This window comes from Veillonella sp. (assembly GCF_041333735.1).
Classification (GTDB): Bacteria; Bacillota; Negativicutes; order Veillonellales; family Veillonellaceae; genus Veillonella.
In genome coordinates this window covers 302,351-318,348 of record NZ_JBGKFB010000001.1, presented here as the reverse complement: position 1 = coordinate 318,348, position 15,998 = coordinate 302,351, and the positions used below count along the sequence as shown (strand labels likewise).

Here is a 15,998-nt window from a genome sequence, read left to right as displayed (position 1 = left end):
GAATAGGGAATAGCTATGAAAAAAGCATTTTTACCGGAAATTACTTATATGCGTGGCCTTTGTATGCTCGGTGTAATCGGCATTCACGTAGGTTCTTACGCACTACAAAATCCTTTTGTAAATTTAGAACTCATTAGCGTTTTAGAAATTCTATCGCGCTTTGGGGTACCAGCATTTTTCTTCCTCTCTGCATTTGGACTGTTTTATCATACATCTGTAGAGGGACCATTCTCATATAAGGAATTTATGCACCGCCGTATTCAGGTGGTGCTATTTCCATATATTACGTGGTCCATATTTTATCTGCTCTACACAGGACTGACGGCGCATAACCTCGGTAATTTACATCCGGGACCATTGGCGGTAAATCTATTGTTTGGTACATCTATGTATCATCTGTACTTTATGGTTATCCTTCTATGGTTTTACGTGATGATGCCACTATGGCGGGCCATGGTGAAAGTCATTTTAAAACGCCCTGTATTTTGGATGGTCTTACTATTTATCATCCAAGTTGGTATCGATTATGTTTCGTCTTACATGCTGGGCCGTTGGGTAACAGAATACCTTAGCAATAATCCTGTCTTGAAATATCTCTTTGATATGAGACTCAACTATTGGGTTATCCATTATGTGTGGATATTCTTGTTAGGGGCTGTATGTGCTGAGCGATATGAAACGGTATGCGAATACATGTGGCGTTATCGCTACTTGTTAGGTGTTAGCGCCGTAGGTTCTATTTTGTTGATGCTCGGATCCTATTACTATGTCATGGACGTATGGCATTATACAGTGCTAGAAGCAATTTATACGGTTCATCAAATGAGTCCAATGGGTGTCCTTTATACGGGATTGGGAACACTCTTTAGCTTGTTCTTGTTCCAAACCTTACCAATGAATGCGACTATGGAAGCTACTTGGTCAGAAATAGGGGATAAGTCTTACGGTATATATTTAGCACATCCATTCTGGTTGTTAATCATCTCTGGGGTGATGGCTAAATACAATCTTTTGTATACCGTAGTCAATGTGCTTGCTATGTATGCGATGGCGCTAGGATTGTCCTACTTGACTACAGTAGTACTCAATTATGTGCCTAAACCATTACGTAAATTTATATTAGGGCATTAAAATTAATCCGCTAGGATATAGTTTTTAACTATGGTATCCTAGCGGATTTTTGTATATCTAAGTTATATCTTTCACAAAGTAAAGTGTGAAAATTTGAAAGTAATTGTGATATAATAAGTCCATGATGATTACTACTTGATAGAGTAACGATATAGAAAAAGAGGTGCTCCTATGCAAGAATTAACATATTTTAATGGTGAATTCGTTGAACCAGGTGCTAAGGTTATCAGCATTGATGACCGTGGCTATTTGTTTGGTGACTCCGTATACGAAGTGGTGCGTGTCGTAAAAGGCCGTTGCTTCGCGTTGTCTTACCATCAAGATCGCTTGTATCGCTCTATGCGTGAAATGGATATTCCAGTAAAAATGACCCCAGATGATTTGACAGAATTGCACGAAATTTTGATCGAGCAAAGTGAAATCCAAGAGGGCTATATTTATTTGCAAATCTCCCGTGGTGTAGCACCACGTCATCATGCATATGATCGTTCTAAACTAGAACCACAAATGCTCATGTCCATTCGTAATTTAGATATGGATGCAGTGAATAAATTGGGTGAAGGTGTAAAAGCGATCGCATTGCCTGATGAACGTTGGGACCATGTAGATGTTAAGACTACTAACTTGATTCCAAATATTTTGGCTCAAACTAAAGCAGAAAAGAAATTTGCTTATACAGCTATGTTATTCCGCGATGGCATCTGTACAGAAGGTGCTACATCTAATGTATTTGCTGTCAAAGATGGTATCTTGTATACGCACCCAGCAGATAATCATATCTTAAAAGGTATTACGCGCCAAATGATTTTGACTCGCGTAGCACCGTCTCTAGGTATTACCGTTATTGAAAAAGAATTCGACCGCGCCTTTGTAGATGATGCGGATGAATTATTCTTTACCGATACAATTGGTGGTGTCATCCCAATTACTAAGCTAGACAGAAATCCAGTATCTGGTGGCAAACCAGGTGCTATTACACTTCGTCTACGCGAAGCATTAGAAAAATTGATGGAAGAAGGTTTGCCTTAATAGGTTATCTACTTTCATAACATGGTAAACTTTTACCTTAAGAAAGGACATTATTTTGATTCAATTACAACACATTAGTAAAGTCTATGAAGGCGCTAATCGTGTGGAAGCCTTAAAAGATATTAGCCTTGAAGTTAAAGAAGGCGAAATCTTTGGCATTATCGGTCAATCTGGGGCCGGTAAATCCACATTGATTCGATGCATCAATATGCTCGAAGCTCCTACATCTGGCTCTGTTATCGTTAATGGTACAGATTTAACAACACTTAGCAAATCCGATTTGCGTAAAGCGCGCAAAGATATCGGCATGATTTTCCAACATTTTAACCTATTGTCCTCTCGTACCGTATATGACAATGTGGCATTCCCATTGGAACTACAAGGGATGAGCAAATCTGAAATCAAGGAACGCATTACGCCAATTCTTGATATCGTAGGCCTTACCGACCGTATGAACAACTATCCATCTCAATTGTCTGGTGGTCAAAAACAACGTGTTGGTATTGCTCGTGCTTTAGCTTCTAATCCAAAGGTTCTTCTTTGTGACGAAGCTACATCTGCCCTTGACCCACAAACAACAGAATCCATTTTGAAATTGTTGAAAGACATCAATGAAAAAATGGGCCTTACTATTGTACTCATCACACATGAGATGCATGTTATCCGTGAAATCTGTGATCGCGTAGCGGTTATTGAAGGCGGTGTCATTCTCGAAGAAGGTTCCACTGTTGAAGTATTTACACATCCACGAGAAAATACTACAAAAGAATTTATTAGTTCTGTAGTCAGTGATAACTTACCGCCAGAAGCGTTAGAACATTTGGAATTACATGATCAATGGATTGCAGGTACAGCTCCATTAGTACGTCTTAAATTCACAGGCCAATCTACAGATGAACCTGTAGTGGCAGGTCTCGTACGACGCTTTAACCTCGATGTAAGTATCCTCTTTGGTGGCATCGACTATATCCAAAATACATGCGTTGGTCGCCTTATCGTTATCTTGAATGGTGACCCAGAAAATGCGCAAGAGGGCTTAGACTACATCAAAACATTACCAATTGAAAGCGAGGTGATCGGTTATGTCAGAGCAAATCATTAATCTTCTCATAACTGGTACCCTTGATACATTGCAAATGACCATTATTTCTACGGTCATGGCTATGTTACTTGGTATTCCTCTCGGTGTTATTTTGGTAGTAACCTCTAAGGGTCATATCTTAGAAAATGTAGCGCTTAATAAGGTGCTAGGTGCTATCGTCAATGCAACGCGTTCCGTACCATTTATCATTTTGATGGTAGCTATCATTCCATTCACTCGTATGGTGGCAGGTACATCTATTGGTACCACTGCAGCTTGTGTGCCTTTAACAATCGCTGCAATTCCATTCTTAGCACGTCTTGTAGAAACATCTATTAAAGATATTAACTTTGGCGTAATTGAAGCGGCCCAATCCATGGGTGCAAGTCCACTCCAAATCATTTGGAAAGTATTATTACCTGAAGCATTGCCTACGATTATCGATAACGTAACGGTTCTTATCGTTAACCTCATCAGTTACTCTGCAATGGCTGGTGCTATCGGTGGCGGTGGCCTTGGTGATATTGCTATCCGCTATGGTTACCAACGTTTCCAAGCTGATATTATGATTGCTACCATTATCATCTTGGTTATTTTGGTACAATTAGTCCAAATGATTGGCGATGCTTGGTCTAAAGCGATGAATAAGAAGTAGGAGGATCCTATGAGTATCAATGAGAAGTTGAGAAGTGAACAAAACGATGAGCTATTCACCGCTATATTAACGCTTGAAAATACTGAGGAGTGCTATGCATTCTTTGAAGATATCTGTACGATTAATGAATTGAAAGCTTTGTCTCAACGCTTACAAGTAGCAAAAATGCTACGTGCCGGTGATAGCTACGAAAAAATTGTAGAAGAAACAGGTGCGAGTACGGCTACTATTAGTCGTGTCAAACGATGCTTAGTCTATGGTGCTGATGGATACACATTAGCTTTAGATCGTCTAGGTGCAAAATAAAATAAACTAGCATGACAACGGTGGCCTTTTGGCGACCGTTGATGTGCTATCTGTAGGAGGTTTATATGGAGTGGCTTATTGAGGTAACGGGGTTACCCTTTGATATCCTAATTCTCGTTTTGCTCGCTGTAGCAGGTGCCTTTGCAGGCTTTGTAGACTCCATTGTGGGCGGTGGGGGCCTAATTTCTGTTCCTGCTATGCTATTGACGAATCTTCCACCTAGTATGGCATTAGGTAGTAATAAATTATCTAGTATCTTTGGTGCTGGTAGTGCGTCAATTACATTCTTACGAAATCACATGGTTGATTTTTCTCTAGTTCGTAAATTACTACCTTTTACATTTATAGGATCCATGCTTGGTACCTTAGCAGTTGTATCATTGCCACCCTTGTATGTAAAGCCTATTATTATCGTCCTACTCGTGTGTGTCACACTTTTTGTGGTATTTAAAAAGGATTGGGGCGAAATAAACCGTACCTCAGCAGTAGCAGGAAAAGCATTGTATATTTGCATGGCTTTTGCTCTTGGCATTGGTGTTTATGATGGCTTTATTGGCCCTGGTACAGGTACATTTTTGATTATGGGCTTTATCTTTACTGGCTTTGATTTTCTGCATGCTTCTGCGAATGCAAAAATATTGAATTTTACTAGTAATTTAGCATCCTTACTTGTGTTCTTATATTTAGGGCACGTTAATATTAAATACGGCCTTGCTACAGGGGCCGGTCAAATTATAGGTGCTTATTTAGGATCTCATTTAGCCATTGCTAAGGGCTCCTCATTAGTACGTGTTGTGTTCTTGTCGGTAACGACAGTGATGTTGTTGAAATTAGTGTATGACTATATTTCGACATTGTAGGAGGGCAAGGTATGCCTCATAAAAGTGATGTACAAGTGGCATTGATTAGTGGTGGCACATCGGGAATCGGATTTGCTACGGCAAAATTGCTTCTTAAAGAAGGTTGGTGCGTTGTCATCAATGGTCGTGATGAAAAGTCAGGACAAAAGGCTAAGATGAAATTGCGCCGCTATTCTTCAAGGGTGCAGTACGTTCAAGGTGATGTATCCAAGATTGAAGATTGTCAGCGTATTGTAAAAGAAACAGTCAAATTATTTGGTGGCGTATCTGCTCTCGTAACAGCAGCAGGCTACTATGAAGAAGAATTGCTATCTGATGTAACAGAGGCTGCCTTTGATGAAATGTTTGGCACCAATGTAAAGGGGACGGTCTTCTTGTGCCAAGCCGCATTACCGTATTTGCGCTCTACAAAGGGCAGTATTGTAACAGTAGCCAGTGATGCGGGCTTGCAAGGTAATGTAGCTTGTTCTGTATACGGCGCTTCAAAAGGGGCGGTGGTGAGCTTTACAAAATCTCTATCCCTAGAAATGGCACCGCATAATGTGCGTGTTAACTGTGTATGTCCAGGTGATGTAGATACATCTTTAGTAGATAAACAAATTGCCAATGCCCAACAAGATGCAGAGGCTGCTAAGGCTGAAATGGGCCAACATTATCCCTTGGGACGCATTGGTCAACCTCATGAAATTGGAGAGGTTATTGTATTTTTATTGAGCAATAAAGCTTCCTTTGTAACGGGGGCAGCATGGACTATCGATGGTGGTCTCACTAGTTGGTAAGATAGAAAATATTGGAAGTTATTTTATTTTTTAAATCCATAGATAATTAGAAAAATTCATTTCACTTCTAGCAATAGAATGGTATAATAATACTAATAATATGACCTATAGTTGGTTCACAACAAAGGAGAATACTTATGGCAGAATATAATGGCGTAACACTTGAGCCACTTATGGATGGTTCTCAAGACCGTGACTATCAAGTTGAACAATTTATTTTCTGGGGTGCAGGTCGTGCGGCGGCATTGGCATTATCCCCTAAATTCAGCAGTGTTGCTTTGTGCGCCAATGCAACGTATATGGTAACTCGCATTGCACATCTTTACGAAGTAGAATTACAATCTGGTGCCGTAGTGGGGCTAGTTGGTGGTCTTAGCACAGCTGTAGGTACAGCGGCTATTTCTCTTCTTGTTCCTCTAAAAGCAGTTCGCGTTCCTGTAGCAGTTGGTTTAACATATGCTATCGGTAAAATTGCTCACATTTGGATCCAAGATGGTATGCCTTCTGATATCGAACGTTATAAACCAATGGTTGCTGAATTCCTTGAAAGCGGTAAAGCTATAGCAGGTGACATCATCCGTGATGCAAGCGCTAGCATTCCTTTCACACAAGGTCAACGCGACGTTTGGGCTGGTATTGCTAATGAAACAGGTCTTGCTAAAGAAACTTTGAAACAAGTTTACGAAGAAAAAGTAACACCTGCTATCGATAAATGGAATACAGAAACAAAATATCAACTTCATGACAATGCAGCAGAAGTTGTGGCAAAGGTATCTGATGCAGCAAAAGATAAAATCGATGCTGCTAAAGAAAATATCGACGTAGCTAAAGAATTAGCTAAAGGCGGCGTAGAAGTTGCTAAAGCTTCTGCACAAGCTGCAGTAGAAACTGCAAAAACTAAAGCTAATGATGCTGTAGAAACAGCAAAAGATGTTGCTGTAAACACTGTTAATACAGCAAAAGATAAAATTGGTGGTTTGCGCAAATAGGCGCTAAAGGATTATTACGATGAATCCATTAAAGATTATTACATATGGTAAGTATTTTAACGAATCTAAGTTTGTCGCTTTTTTAGGGCGATATGGTAAAAAGCTTGCCTTTGTACAACGAGCAGTGACCTTGTTCCTCTGCATGCGTGACAAGGACACTCCAAAATATGTAAAAGCAGTCATTGCTGGTGCCTTAGGGTATCTCGTGTTACCTATTGATATCGTACCGGATACAATTCCTGTATTAGGTTGGGTAGATGATGTAGCAGTGCTTGGCCTTGCCTTCAAGGTTGCTAATCGTTACATCAAAACTAGTCATCAAGAAGAGGCAAAAAAATACTTCCCATTTGGTGGCAGTAACTAGCTTTTAACCATAAAGGCAGTTTGATCCGTTGCGGTTGAACTGCCTTTATTTATTTGACACGCTAAAGTAATAGATATACAATGAAGATTGTATTCTATGAAAAGAGAAGGAAAAATGTATGCATATTGCTTCAGTAAATGTACGCTTTTACGAAACCGATATGATGGGTATTGCGCACCATAGTAACCATTTTAGATGGTTTGAACTGGCGCGCATTGAATTCCTTCGTAACATCGGTGTAACCCTGTGGGATATGATGAATGAGGATATTGTATTTCCTATTATGAATGTATCCTGCAATTATAAAGAACCAGCAAATTTCGATGATGAGCTTCACATCGAAACATACTTGGTTAAAATGACACGTGCTCAAATGGTATTTCGATATCGTATGCGCCGTGCCAGTGATGGTGCTCTCCTAGCTACGGGAGAGACTAAGAATGCATTTATGTCAAAATCAACAGGTAAAATTGTGCGATTAGACGACACTTTTTATCAGCCTATGTTAGCAGCTGTTGAGGAGATGCCTAATGAGTAATGTACAACAATTGCCTATCGGTGTATTTGACTCCGGTGTAGGCGGGCTATCTGTTTTAAAGGTCTTACAAGAACAATTTCCTAACGAAGACTTCATCTATATTGGCGACAATGCGAATAATCCTGTAGGAAATCGCAGTGATGATGAAATTACATATTTAGCTTGTCGTATTGCAGAGGCTCTTGAAAAACAGCCTGTTAAATTGATGGTTATTGCTTGTAATACGTTTACTGTTGTAGCCCTTGATGCAGTGCGCGAACGCGTATCTGTACCAGTTATTGGTGTGTCACAAGGTGTGAAAACAGCGATTAGTCAAAGCAAAAGCAAGACGATTGGCATCATGGCGACGGTAGCGACTGTGAATAGTCATATTCATAAACATGTAGCACTTGAAGTTGATCATGAAATGCTCGTTTGGGAACAACCTTGTCCTGAACTAGCAGGCCTCATCGAGCAAGGTCATTTAGATGACTTCTTTGTACGTGATGTATGTACTGATTATTTAGAGCCTTTATTGTCTCAAGAAATTGAGGTCGTAGTGTTAGGCTGTACTCATTTCCCATTTGTACAACCTTTGCTAGAGGAGCTAACGTCAGGGCGGATTCAATTTATCGACCCTGCTTTTGAAACGAGTGAATTAGTTCGTCGTAGATTAGAGGGTAAGGATTTGTTTAATCCTCAAAAATCTGCAGGAACTGTGACATTGTATTTTACAAAGGATATAGAGCTTGGTGATACATTGAGCGCCTCTTTCCTCGATACAAATCGTCGTACCATTGAACATATTACATTGTAAAGGAGATGCCCTATGTGGTTTTATAACATCCTAAGTGTAGTAATAGGTATTATTGTAGCTATTGCCGCTTTGTATTTATTATTCCGTTTGTTCGTATTGAAACAAGGTAATGAAAAGGTTATCTTGTTGCCAAAACGTGCGACAAACTTCCAAGTATCTGATCGTAATTTTGAATCCATTACCTTGTTCTGTGACATTCCATTTGTGAACAAAGGTCGTCAACTTGGTACAATTATGGATTTATTCCCACGTCCATTGTTACCAGAGGAACATTTTGATGCTGTGAAAGTAGATGCATGGGCTATGGATATTAATCGTCCTCGTCATGATGGCTATTTTGAAGCAGTTATCATCAAACCTCGCAAAGGTGGTACGATTCGTGTATTCGTTACATTGACAGGTAAAAATGGCAATATTCGTGAAGATATTAAGGGCTTCCCTTATATGGACATCGATATTTACTACCAAATCGTAGGCCGTACAGATTATCATATCGATAAACAACGTATTCGTTTGACTGCTGAAGAAGTTCAAGCAGCAATGGTTCAATAAGGAGGCATAACAATGGCAGAATTAGAGTTAGTATGTGTGCCAACACGTATTCTTACAGATAATGATGACATCGTGGATGCTATCGTTGAATTTGGCGGTCATAACATTGGACCTGAAGATATCGTATGTGTAGCTGAATCTGTAGTAGCTATTACACAAGGTCGTTTTACACGTCCTGAAGAGCTAGATGTATGCTGGCAAGCTCGTTTAATTAATCGTTTTATCCATCCAGATGGTTCTATGGCATCCATTTACGGCATGCAATCCGCTATGAACTTAGATGGTAAATGGAAAGTATTAGGTGCCTTTATTTTAGGGGCTATTGCTAAAATTTTCCGCAAACCAGGTGTATTCTATGCAATTGCTCGTGCGGCATCCTTAACGGATGACGTAACTGGCACAATGCCTCCATTTGATAAGCACATTGTATTTGGTCCAAAGGATCCAGATAAAGTAGCTGAGAAAATCGTATCTCGCACAGGCTGTTATGGCGCCGTTGTAGCTGACGTTAACGACTTAAAACGTTCCGCTGTATTAGGTACAAGCCGTGGCATTGACGGTAACAAAATTGCACAATTATTGATTGATAATCCATTTGGTAATGATAGCCAAATGACTCCGATTGTTATCATTAAAAATTACGCATCTGTATCTGGTAAATAACAGAAGGCTGTACTCATCACATAGAGATGGGTACAGCCTTTTTATATATTGTGAAAGTTAAAGGAGGTCATATGTTACTAGGTTTAGACGTAGGTGGTACTTTCACAGATGCAGTCATCATCGACGGTCATCGTGTAGTAGCATCCGCTAAAAGACGAACTACGAAGGATAATTTAATGCAAGGCATAGGTGAGGCATTAGATGCAGTTTTGGCAGGCTGTAATACATCAAATATTGAACAAGTTACTCTATCCACTACAGTGGTAACAAATACCATCGTAGAAGAGAAGGAACAAGTAGTAGATCTCTATGTAGTAACTGGGCCTGGTCGTAACGTAGACGATATATTCCCTGTGAGTCCTATATATCTTCAAGGCTATACAGATCATAGAGGGATTGTGGTAGAAAGCACACCTCTAAATGCAGTGCGAGATATTGCTAAAATGGTTCAATCTCGTAGTGGCACTGATTTAGCCGCTGTATCTGCTAAATTTGGAGTGCGTAATCCTCAAGAGGAACTATCTATAGCAGAAGAACTGAAAGATAAGTATAATACAATTTCTAATGGTAGTTTATTAAGTGGATCATTAAATTTCCCTCGCCGTACCATCAGCGCCTATTTTAATAGTGCTGTAACACCTGTATTTACTATTTTTAAGCGTAATGTTGAAGAGGCCCTTAGCATTCGTAATATTAAGGCTCCACTCCATATTTTGAAAGCTGATGGCGGTTCCTTGCCTATGGAGCATATGGTGAGTCGACCTGTGGAGACTGCTTTTACGGGACCTGCAGCCACTGTGCTAGGCTTATCTGCCCTTGGTGCAATTGGTGAAGAGCATACAGTTGCTTTAGATATTGGGGGCACTACAACGGATATTTCTCTATGGAAACATGGCAAACCATTGATGACCAAAAATGGTGTATCTATTCGTGAGTACCCAAGTGCGGTACGATCCTTTGCAGTTACCTCCGTTGGTATTGGCGGTGAATCAGTGGTTCGCATAGTAGCAGGTAAGATTACAGTCGGACCTGAACGAGTGGGGCCATCAGTGGCTCTAGGTGGCACAGAACCTACATTAGGAGATGCACTCATTGTGCTGGGCTATGCTAACTATGGTGATGTTGAATTAGCTGTGCAATCTATGGAGGCATTGGCTAATAGCTTACCTGCGTCATTATATGATAGCTCAACATCTGACTCTACTAATGAACCACATCAATTAGCAGATTCTATTACGGCTTCTGATGTGGCGCGATTAATAGTTAATAAGGCATTGGAAACAATTCAGCATGGCATAGATGAGGTAGTAACGGCAGAGAATAAACGACCTATCTATGTAGTGGCGGATATTGTAAATCCCGATGTATTTGTACCTGCCCAAATCGTTGTAGTAGGTGGTACGGCGCCTAGTTTAGGCCCAAGTATTGGAGAGTATTTGAATCTGCCTGTTACAATTCCAGAGAATGCAGCGGTGGCTAATGCTATCGGTGCAGCCCTAGCGTTATCGACTATCGAACTTACGGTTCATGTCGATACAAAACGGCGCTTACTGGTCATTCCTGAATTAGGGATTAAGCAACAAACGTGTACCTTACAGCGCGTAGAACAAGTTGTGGAACGTGCTAAAGAGGCTCTTAGTGAAGAAGCATTGCGGTTAGGCCTTGGTAAGGACCAAGATATAGAGGTGATTAGTATCGAAGACTTCCCTGTAGTAGAGGGCTGGCAATCGATGGAACGGTTAATCACCGTGAAAGTACAACTAGCAGCGGGGGTGAAACAGTATGTGGAATAAAGGACTATCCTATCGGGAACGTCAAGGAATTGGACAGGCCGGTATGAATAAGGATACCAATTCAAATGTAGGTGACGCATTAAATGCTGATACGAATAAAAGTTATGCGGTAAATACTGATGAAAATGCACCAAAACATAGTTTAGGTCTAGTGTTTTTCCCTGCCTTTGATTGGAAGATTTCTGAAACTCATCCAGAACGACAAGAGAGATTGCTATATACGCGAGATCAAATCGTAGAGGAAGGCTTATTAGATATACCTAATATTAAAGAATATAATCCTATCGTTGCCGATTGGGATACCATAGAGCGTGTCCATGTGGGCGCCCCAGATTTAGAATCTTGGGTAACGGAAGCACATCGTGTGTCAGCGGGCGGCGCTATTGCAGCAGCTGATGCGGTTATGCGGGGCGAAGTAGATCGTGCCTTTGCCCTCGTTAGACCTCCAGGGCATCATGCGATGGCCATGGTTCATGGTATCCGTGGATTCTGTACCATAAACATTGAAGCCGTTATGATTCAGCATATGCACCAAACCTATGGTATTAAACGGGTGGCTGTAGTAGATACAGATGTACACCATGGCGATGGATCTCAAGATGTGTTCTACCATGATCCAGATACACTATATATTAGTTTCCACCAAGATGGACGGACCCTATATCCTGGTACAGGCTTTATGGATGAATTCGGTGGACCCCAAGCCATCGGTGGCAATATAGATATCCCATTACCGCCAGGCACAGGTGACGAAGGCTTGATGAAGGTTATGCGTGAACTCGTGTTACCTATCTTAGAAGAATTTAATCCAGATATTGTTATCAACTCTGCAGGACAAGATAATCACTTTAGTGATCCTTTGGCAAATATGCAGGTTACGGCAAAGGGCTATGCGGAGTTGGTGGATTTATTACAAGCAGATATAGCGGTATTAGAAGGTGGGTACTCCGTACAAGAGGCGTTGCCATATGTAAATACAGGTATTATCTTATCTATGGCAGGCCTTGATTACAGTAAGGTCGTAGAACCGGCCTTTGACCCTGTTAAATATAAGCAAAGCCAAAGTGTAACAGCCTATATTGATGACCTTATTGCTAAGTGGAAGGTGCAATGGGCTAATCGTCATAAGATAGCTGAAGAGGAATGTACCGGTGTAGGTGATATATGGTCAAATCGTTACAATGTGTACTATGATGAAACGGGTGTACAAGAGGAACGCCTTGAAAAGGTGCGCATGTACGAGGATAAAGTAGGATGGCATAGCATACTTTCACGAGGTCAATATGGACCTTATGGGCCACAAAGTGTATATGCTATGTTCATTCCTTGGCAAGCCGATGACGCAACTCGCCAAGATGGTATAACAGAGGCTAAACGGGCTAAAGCAGAAGGCGGTGCTAGCCGCTATGTTGTGGTAGATCCACTTGGCGAAGGCCAGTATGAATTATGATTGTAGTTTTTATAACATGGTAGAGATTCTTATAATATGGTAATGATTTTTTATAGGAATGCACCATATTGTGTTTGTAACGGATGTTACAATCTGATTCATGGTAATAAAAAATAGTTAACATGTGATATAATAAGAAGAAATAACGCCCCTTTGTGTAAGGGGCGTTCTAATGTTTAGATTTAGAATAGTGAGGTTCCTATGCGCAGCGATAATAGAACAGCAGGTCAATTGCGACCTATTAAAATAACACGGAATTTTACAGAGTATGCAGAAGGTTCTGTACTCATTGAGTGCGGCAAGACTAAGGTTATCTGTACAGCTACTGTGGAGGATTCTGTGCCGCGCTGGCTCAAAGGTTCCGGCCGAGGTTGGGTAACAGCAGAATACTCCTTGTTGCCACGTTCTACGCAAACTCGCGTAAGCCGTGAAGCTGCAAAGGGTAAACAAACGGGCCGCACTGTAGAAATTCAACGCCTTATCGGTCGTGCTTTGCGCGCCGTTGTAGACCTTGAAGCACTTGGTGAACGTTCTATTACTATCGATTGTGACGTTATTCAAGCAGATGGAGGTACGCGTACAGCATCTATTACAGGTGCCTTTGTAGCCCTCGTTGATGCGGTGGACTTCACCTTTGGTGGAGCAGGCAAATTCCCGATTACTGACTTCTGTGCAGCTATTTCCGTAGGTATTGGTCCAGAGGGGCCTATTACGGACCTTTGTTACGAAGAGGATAGTGCAGCTATCGTTGACATGAACGTGGTGCGCACCGGCTCTGGTGATATGGTTGAGGTACAAGGTACTGGTGAACATGGTACCTTTAACCGTGATGAGCTCAATGCATTACTTGATTTAGCAGAGGCTGCTACGGATGAGCTCATGGCAAAACAACGGGAAGTACTTGGCACAACAGCAGATAAAGTAGGTAAGGTATATCCTACAGCTCCGGAGGTGTAAGGTGGAACAAATCGTATTAGCTACAGGCAATAAAGGAAAAATTCGTGAATTTTCTGAGGCTTTTTCTCATTTATCTATCGATTGTGTACCGGTGAAAGATGTCATTTCCATCGAAGAACCGGAGGAAACTGGTACAACCTTTATGGAAAATGCTCTTTTAAAAGCTCGCTATTATGCAAAGGCTACGAATCGTCCATGCCTTGCTGACGATTCTGGCATCACTGTAGATGCTCTTAATGGGGCTCCAGGTGTGTATTCTGCGCGTTATGCAGGTCATCATGGTGATGATCAAGCTAATAATGAAAAATTGATTCGTGAGCTTCAAGGTAAAAGCGACCGCACAGGTCATTATGTGTGTGCTTTGGCTCTCGTATACCCTGATGGTCGTGAAGTGACAGCGGAAGGCTATTGCGATGGCCTCGTACAAGACGAGCCAAAAGGGGATAATGGCTTTGGCTATGATCCGTATTTCTATGTGCCTGAGTTCAAGAAAACAATGGCTGAACTTAGCATCGAAGAAAAGGAAAAGATTAGCCATCGTGGCCGTGCATTACGCGAATTAATTAACAAGCTTTGATATTTTTGAACTATATGGTATAGTTCATATAAATATGTAATATAATAGTATTAGAGAACTTATAAAATGAAACGAATTGGTATTTTAAGTGATACCCATGGGTATCTAAAGGATATTGACCTCGTCTTGGAGGCTACAGCAGATCAAGACATCGATATGTGGCTTCACGCCGGTGACTTTGGTGATGATGCTCGTTATATGCAGGAGCATACGGATATTCCTGTGTATGCAGTGCGTGGTAATAACGACCGTGTACAACCTCTTGAGCCGCGAGAACAGTTGATCCCGCTAGAGGATACCTATATTTACATGACTCATGGTCATGAGGTATCATATTATAATCGCATACAAAAACTGATTGAGTTAGGCACTGATATGGGGGCGCGACTCATCGTGTCCGGTCATAGCCATCATCATGGTGAGGTTCGTGTTCGTGATGCGGTATTTGTGAATCCCGGCAGTATATCGTTGGCTCGCGACCGCTCTGGCGGTACATTTGCCATCGTTACCTACGATAATGGACAGTTTGATGTAGAGTTTGTGTATAAACAAGAAATTGTTTAGTTATATGGTGAAAGCTTATTCTGATACAGTTTGAAAAGCTTTCAGAAAAATAGTAAGTCTATGCATGGAAAGGGTTATGACATATCATGGATACACCAGTTAAAGCAAAGCCTAAAATGAAATTATATGGTTTTAATAATCTCACAAAGACATTGAGTTTTAATATTTATGATATTTGTTATACTCGTACAGAAGAAGAGAAAAAACAATACATTCAGTACATTGATGAAGTATACAATGCAGATCGTTTAACAGCGATCTTAACAGAGGTTAGCCATATTATTGGTGCCAACATCCTTAACGTAGCGAAACAAGACTATGATCCACAAGGTGCATCTGTAACGATTTTGATTTCTGAAGAGGAAATTGAAAAAGAAGATGTCGTAATGCATCTTGATAAATCTCACCTTACTGTACATACCTATCCTGAAAGCCATCCACATAAAGGGATTAGTACATTCCGTGCAGATATTGAAGTGTCCACATGTGGTCAAATCTCTCCACTTAAAGCACTTAACTATTTAATTCAAAGCTTTGACTCCGATATCCTTACATTGGACTACCATGTACGTGGCTTTACGCGTGATGTATCTGGTAAGAAAATCTATATCGATCATCGTATCAACTCTATCCAAAACTACATCAATGCAAAAACTCGCAACATGTACAACATGATTGATGTGAACGTGTACCAAGAAAATATTTTCCATACAAAAATGATGCTAAAAGAGTTTGATTTAGATAATTACCTATTTGGTATTACTGAAGCTGAATTGAGCGAACGAGAAATCAAACAAATTAAACATCAATTAAAGCAAGAAATGATGGAAATTTTCTATGGCCGTAACTTACCATCCGTAAAAGCATAAATAAAAATGTATATTTTGTATGCTCGTTGTCCTATTAGATAATTC

At 40.7% G+C, this 15,998-nt stretch carries 19 protein-coding genes; all 19 read left to right on the top strand.

Annotation, left to right across the window (positions count from 1 at the left end):
- The first annotated feature begins 15 nt into the window (after positions 1-15).
- Entirely contained in the window at positions 16-1,131 is a 1,116-nt protein-coding gene (locus tag ACDF53_RS01380) for an acyltransferase (RefSeq protein ID WP_370815254.1), read from the top strand.
- Between the two features lie 171 nt (positions 1,132-1,302).
- Positions 1,303-2,160, top strand: a complete 858-nt coding sequence (locus ACDF53_RS01375; protein ID WP_296006116.1) for an aminotransferase class IV — start codon at positions 1,303-1,305, stop codon at positions 2,158-2,160.
- Between the two features lie 55 nt (positions 2,161-2,215).
- On the top strand, positions 2,216-3,262 hold the full coding sequence (locus ACDF53_RS01370) for a methionine ABC transporter ATP-binding protein (protein WP_370815253.1): 1,047 nt from the start codon (positions 2,216-2,218) through the stop codon (positions 3,260-3,262).
- Positions 3,243-3,896 carry a methionine ABC transporter permease gene (locus ACDF53_RS01365; protein WP_005387966.1) on the top strand — a complete coding sequence of 218 codons (654 nt, stop codon included), beginning with the start codon at positions 3,243-3,245 and terminating at the stop codon, positions 3,894-3,896. The genes ACDF53_RS01370 and ACDF53_RS01365 overlap by 20 nt, the downstream gene beginning before the upstream one ends.
- Positions 3,897-3,905: 9 nt before the next feature.
- On the top strand, positions 3,906-4,202 hold the full coding sequence (locus ACDF53_RS01360; RefSeq protein WP_005387967.1) for a YerC/YecD family TrpR-related protein: 297 nt from the start codon (positions 3,906-3,908) through the stop codon (positions 4,200-4,202).
- A 65-nt stretch (positions 4,203-4,267) separates the two neighbouring features.
- A complete protein-coding gene (locus ACDF53_RS01355; RefSeq protein ID WP_105090233.1) occupies positions 4,268-5,062 on the top strand; it encodes a TSUP family transporter in 795 nt (264 codons plus the stop codon).
- 11 nt (positions 5,063-5,073) lie between these two features.
- The gene (locus ACDF53_RS01350; RefSeq protein ID WP_105090234.1) at positions 5,074-5,841 is read left to right on the top strand and encodes an SDR family NAD(P)-dependent oxidoreductase; all 768 of its coding nucleotides are present in this window, start codon (positions 5,074-5,076) and stop codon (positions 5,839-5,841) included.
- A gap of 137 nt (positions 5,842-5,978) precedes the next feature.
- Positions 5,979-6,830, top strand: a complete 852-nt coding sequence (locus tag ACDF53_RS01345; protein ID WP_370815252.1) for a hypothetical protein — start codon at positions 5,979-5,981, stop codon at positions 6,828-6,830.
- A 19-nt stretch (positions 6,831-6,849) separates the two neighbouring features.
- Entirely contained in the window at positions 6,850-7,194 is a 345-nt protein-coding gene (locus ACDF53_RS01340) for a YkvA family protein (protein ID WP_105090236.1), read from the top strand.
- A gap of 118 nt (positions 7,195-7,312) precedes the next feature.
- On the top strand, positions 7,313-7,732 hold the full coding sequence (locus ACDF53_RS01335) for a thioesterase family protein (RefSeq protein ID WP_295794039.1): 420 nt from the start codon (positions 7,313-7,315) through the stop codon (positions 7,730-7,732).
- Positions 7,725-8,528: a glutamate racemase gene (gene murI / locus ACDF53_RS01330; protein WP_370815251.1), complete on the top strand. Its 804-nt coding sequence runs from the start codon at positions 7,725-7,727 to the stop codon at positions 8,526-8,528. The genes ACDF53_RS01335 and murI overlap by 8 nt, the downstream gene beginning before the upstream one ends.
- Before the next feature lie 12 nt (positions 8,529-8,540).
- Entirely contained in the window at positions 8,541-9,080 is a 540-nt protein-coding gene (locus ACDF53_RS01325; protein ID WP_346660987.1) for a hypothetical protein, read from the top strand.
- 12 nt (positions 9,081-9,092) lie between these two features.
- Positions 9,093-9,743, top strand: a complete 651-nt coding sequence (locus tag ACDF53_RS01320) for a coenzyme F420-0:L-glutamate ligase (protein WP_295206244.1) — start codon at positions 9,093-9,095, stop codon at positions 9,741-9,743.
- A gap of 71 nt (positions 9,744-9,814) precedes the next feature.
- A complete protein-coding gene (locus ACDF53_RS01315; protein ID WP_370815250.1) occupies positions 9,815-11,536 on the top strand; it encodes a hydantoinase/oxoprolinase family protein in 1,722 nt (573 codons plus the stop codon).
- Positions 11,526-12,986 (top strand): histone deacetylase, encoded by a 1,461-nt coding sequence (locus ACDF53_RS01310; RefSeq protein WP_370815249.1) that lies wholly within the window; start codon positions 11,526-11,528, stop codon positions 12,984-12,986. The genes ACDF53_RS01315 and ACDF53_RS01310 overlap by 11 nt, the downstream gene beginning before the upstream one ends.
- A 201-nt stretch (positions 12,987-13,187) precedes the next feature.
- A complete protein-coding gene (gene rph, locus ACDF53_RS01305) occupies positions 13,188-13,943 on the top strand; it encodes a ribonuclease PH (protein WP_316120361.1) in 756 nt (251 codons plus the stop codon).
- 1 nt (position 13,944) lies between these two features.
- Complete coding sequence (locus tag ACDF53_RS01300; protein ID WP_370815248.1) at positions 13,945-14,520, top strand: XTP/dITP diphosphatase; 576 nt, start codon at positions 13,945-13,947, stop codon at positions 14,518-14,520.
- A gap of 66 nt (positions 14,521-14,586) precedes the next feature.
- The gene (locus ACDF53_RS01295) at positions 14,587-15,084 is read left to right on the top strand and encodes a metallophosphoesterase (RefSeq protein ID WP_370815247.1); all 498 of its coding nucleotides are present in this window, start codon (positions 14,587-14,589) and stop codon (positions 15,082-15,084) included.
- Between the two features lie 86 nt (positions 15,085-15,170).
- Positions 15,171-15,953: an adenosylmethionine decarboxylase gene (speD, locus tag ACDF53_RS01290; protein ID WP_105090243.1), complete on the top strand. Its 783-nt coding sequence runs from the start codon at positions 15,171-15,173 to the stop codon at positions 15,951-15,953.
- Positions 15,954-15,998 lie beyond the last annotated feature (45 nt).

Coding starts and splice junctions, on each gene's coding strand:
- ACDF53_RS01315 (WP_370815250.1), top strand. CDS start 9,815: ATGTTACTAGGTTTAGACGTAGGTGGTACTTTCACAGATGCAGTCATC.
- ACDF53_RS01380 (WP_370815254.1), top strand. CDS start 16: ATGAAAAAAGCATTTTTACCGGAAATTACTTATATGCGTGGCCTTTGT.
- ACDF53_RS01325 (WP_346660987.1), top strand. CDS start 8,541: ATGTGGTTTTATAACATCCTAAGTGTAGTAATAGGTATTATTGTAGCT.
- ACDF53_RS01375 (WP_296006116.1), top strand. CDS start 1,303: ATGCAAGAATTAACATATTTTAATGGTGAATTCGTTGAACCAGGTGCT.
- rph (WP_316120361.1), top strand. CDS start 13,188: ATGCGCAGCGATAATAGAACAGCAGGTCAATTGCGACCTATTAAAATA.
- ACDF53_RS01295 (WP_370815247.1), top strand. CDS start 14,587: ATGAAACGAATTGGTATTTTAAGTGATACCCATGGGTATCTAAAGGAT.
- ACDF53_RS01335 (WP_295794039.1), top strand. CDS start 7,313: ATGCATATTGCTTCAGTAAATGTACGCTTTTACGAAACCGATATGATG.
- ACDF53_RS01350 (WP_105090234.1), top strand. CDS start 5,074: ATGCCTCATAAAAGTGATGTACAAGTGGCATTGATTAGTGGTGGCACA.
- ACDF53_RS01355 (WP_105090233.1), top strand. CDS start 4,268: ATGGAGTGGCTTATTGAGGTAACGGGGTTACCCTTTGATATCCTAATT.
- murI (WP_370815251.1), top strand. CDS start 7,725: ATGAGTAATGTACAACAATTGCCTATCGGTGTATTTGACTCCGGTGTA.
- ACDF53_RS01360 (WP_005387967.1), top strand. CDS start 3,906: ATGAGTATCAATGAGAAGTTGAGAAGTGAACAAAACGATGAGCTATTC.
- ACDF53_RS01320 (WP_295206244.1), top strand. CDS start 9,093: ATGGCAGAATTAGAGTTAGTATGTGTGCCAACACGTATTCTTACAGAT.
- ACDF53_RS01345 (WP_370815252.1), top strand. CDS start 5,979: ATGGCAGAATATAATGGCGTAACACTTGAGCCACTTATGGATGGTTCT.
- ACDF53_RS01310 (WP_370815249.1), top strand. CDS start 11,526: ATGTGGAATAAAGGACTATCCTATCGGGAACGTCAAGGAATTGGACAG.
- ACDF53_RS01340 (WP_105090236.1), top strand. CDS start 6,850: ATGAATCCATTAAAGATTATTACATATGGTAAGTATTTTAACGAATCT.
- speD (WP_105090243.1), top strand. CDS start 15,171: ATGGATACACCAGTTAAAGCAAAGCCTAAAATGAAATTATATGGTTTT.
- ACDF53_RS01365 (WP_005387966.1), top strand. CDS start 3,243: ATGTCAGAGCAAATCATTAATCTTCTCATAACTGGTACCCTTGATACA.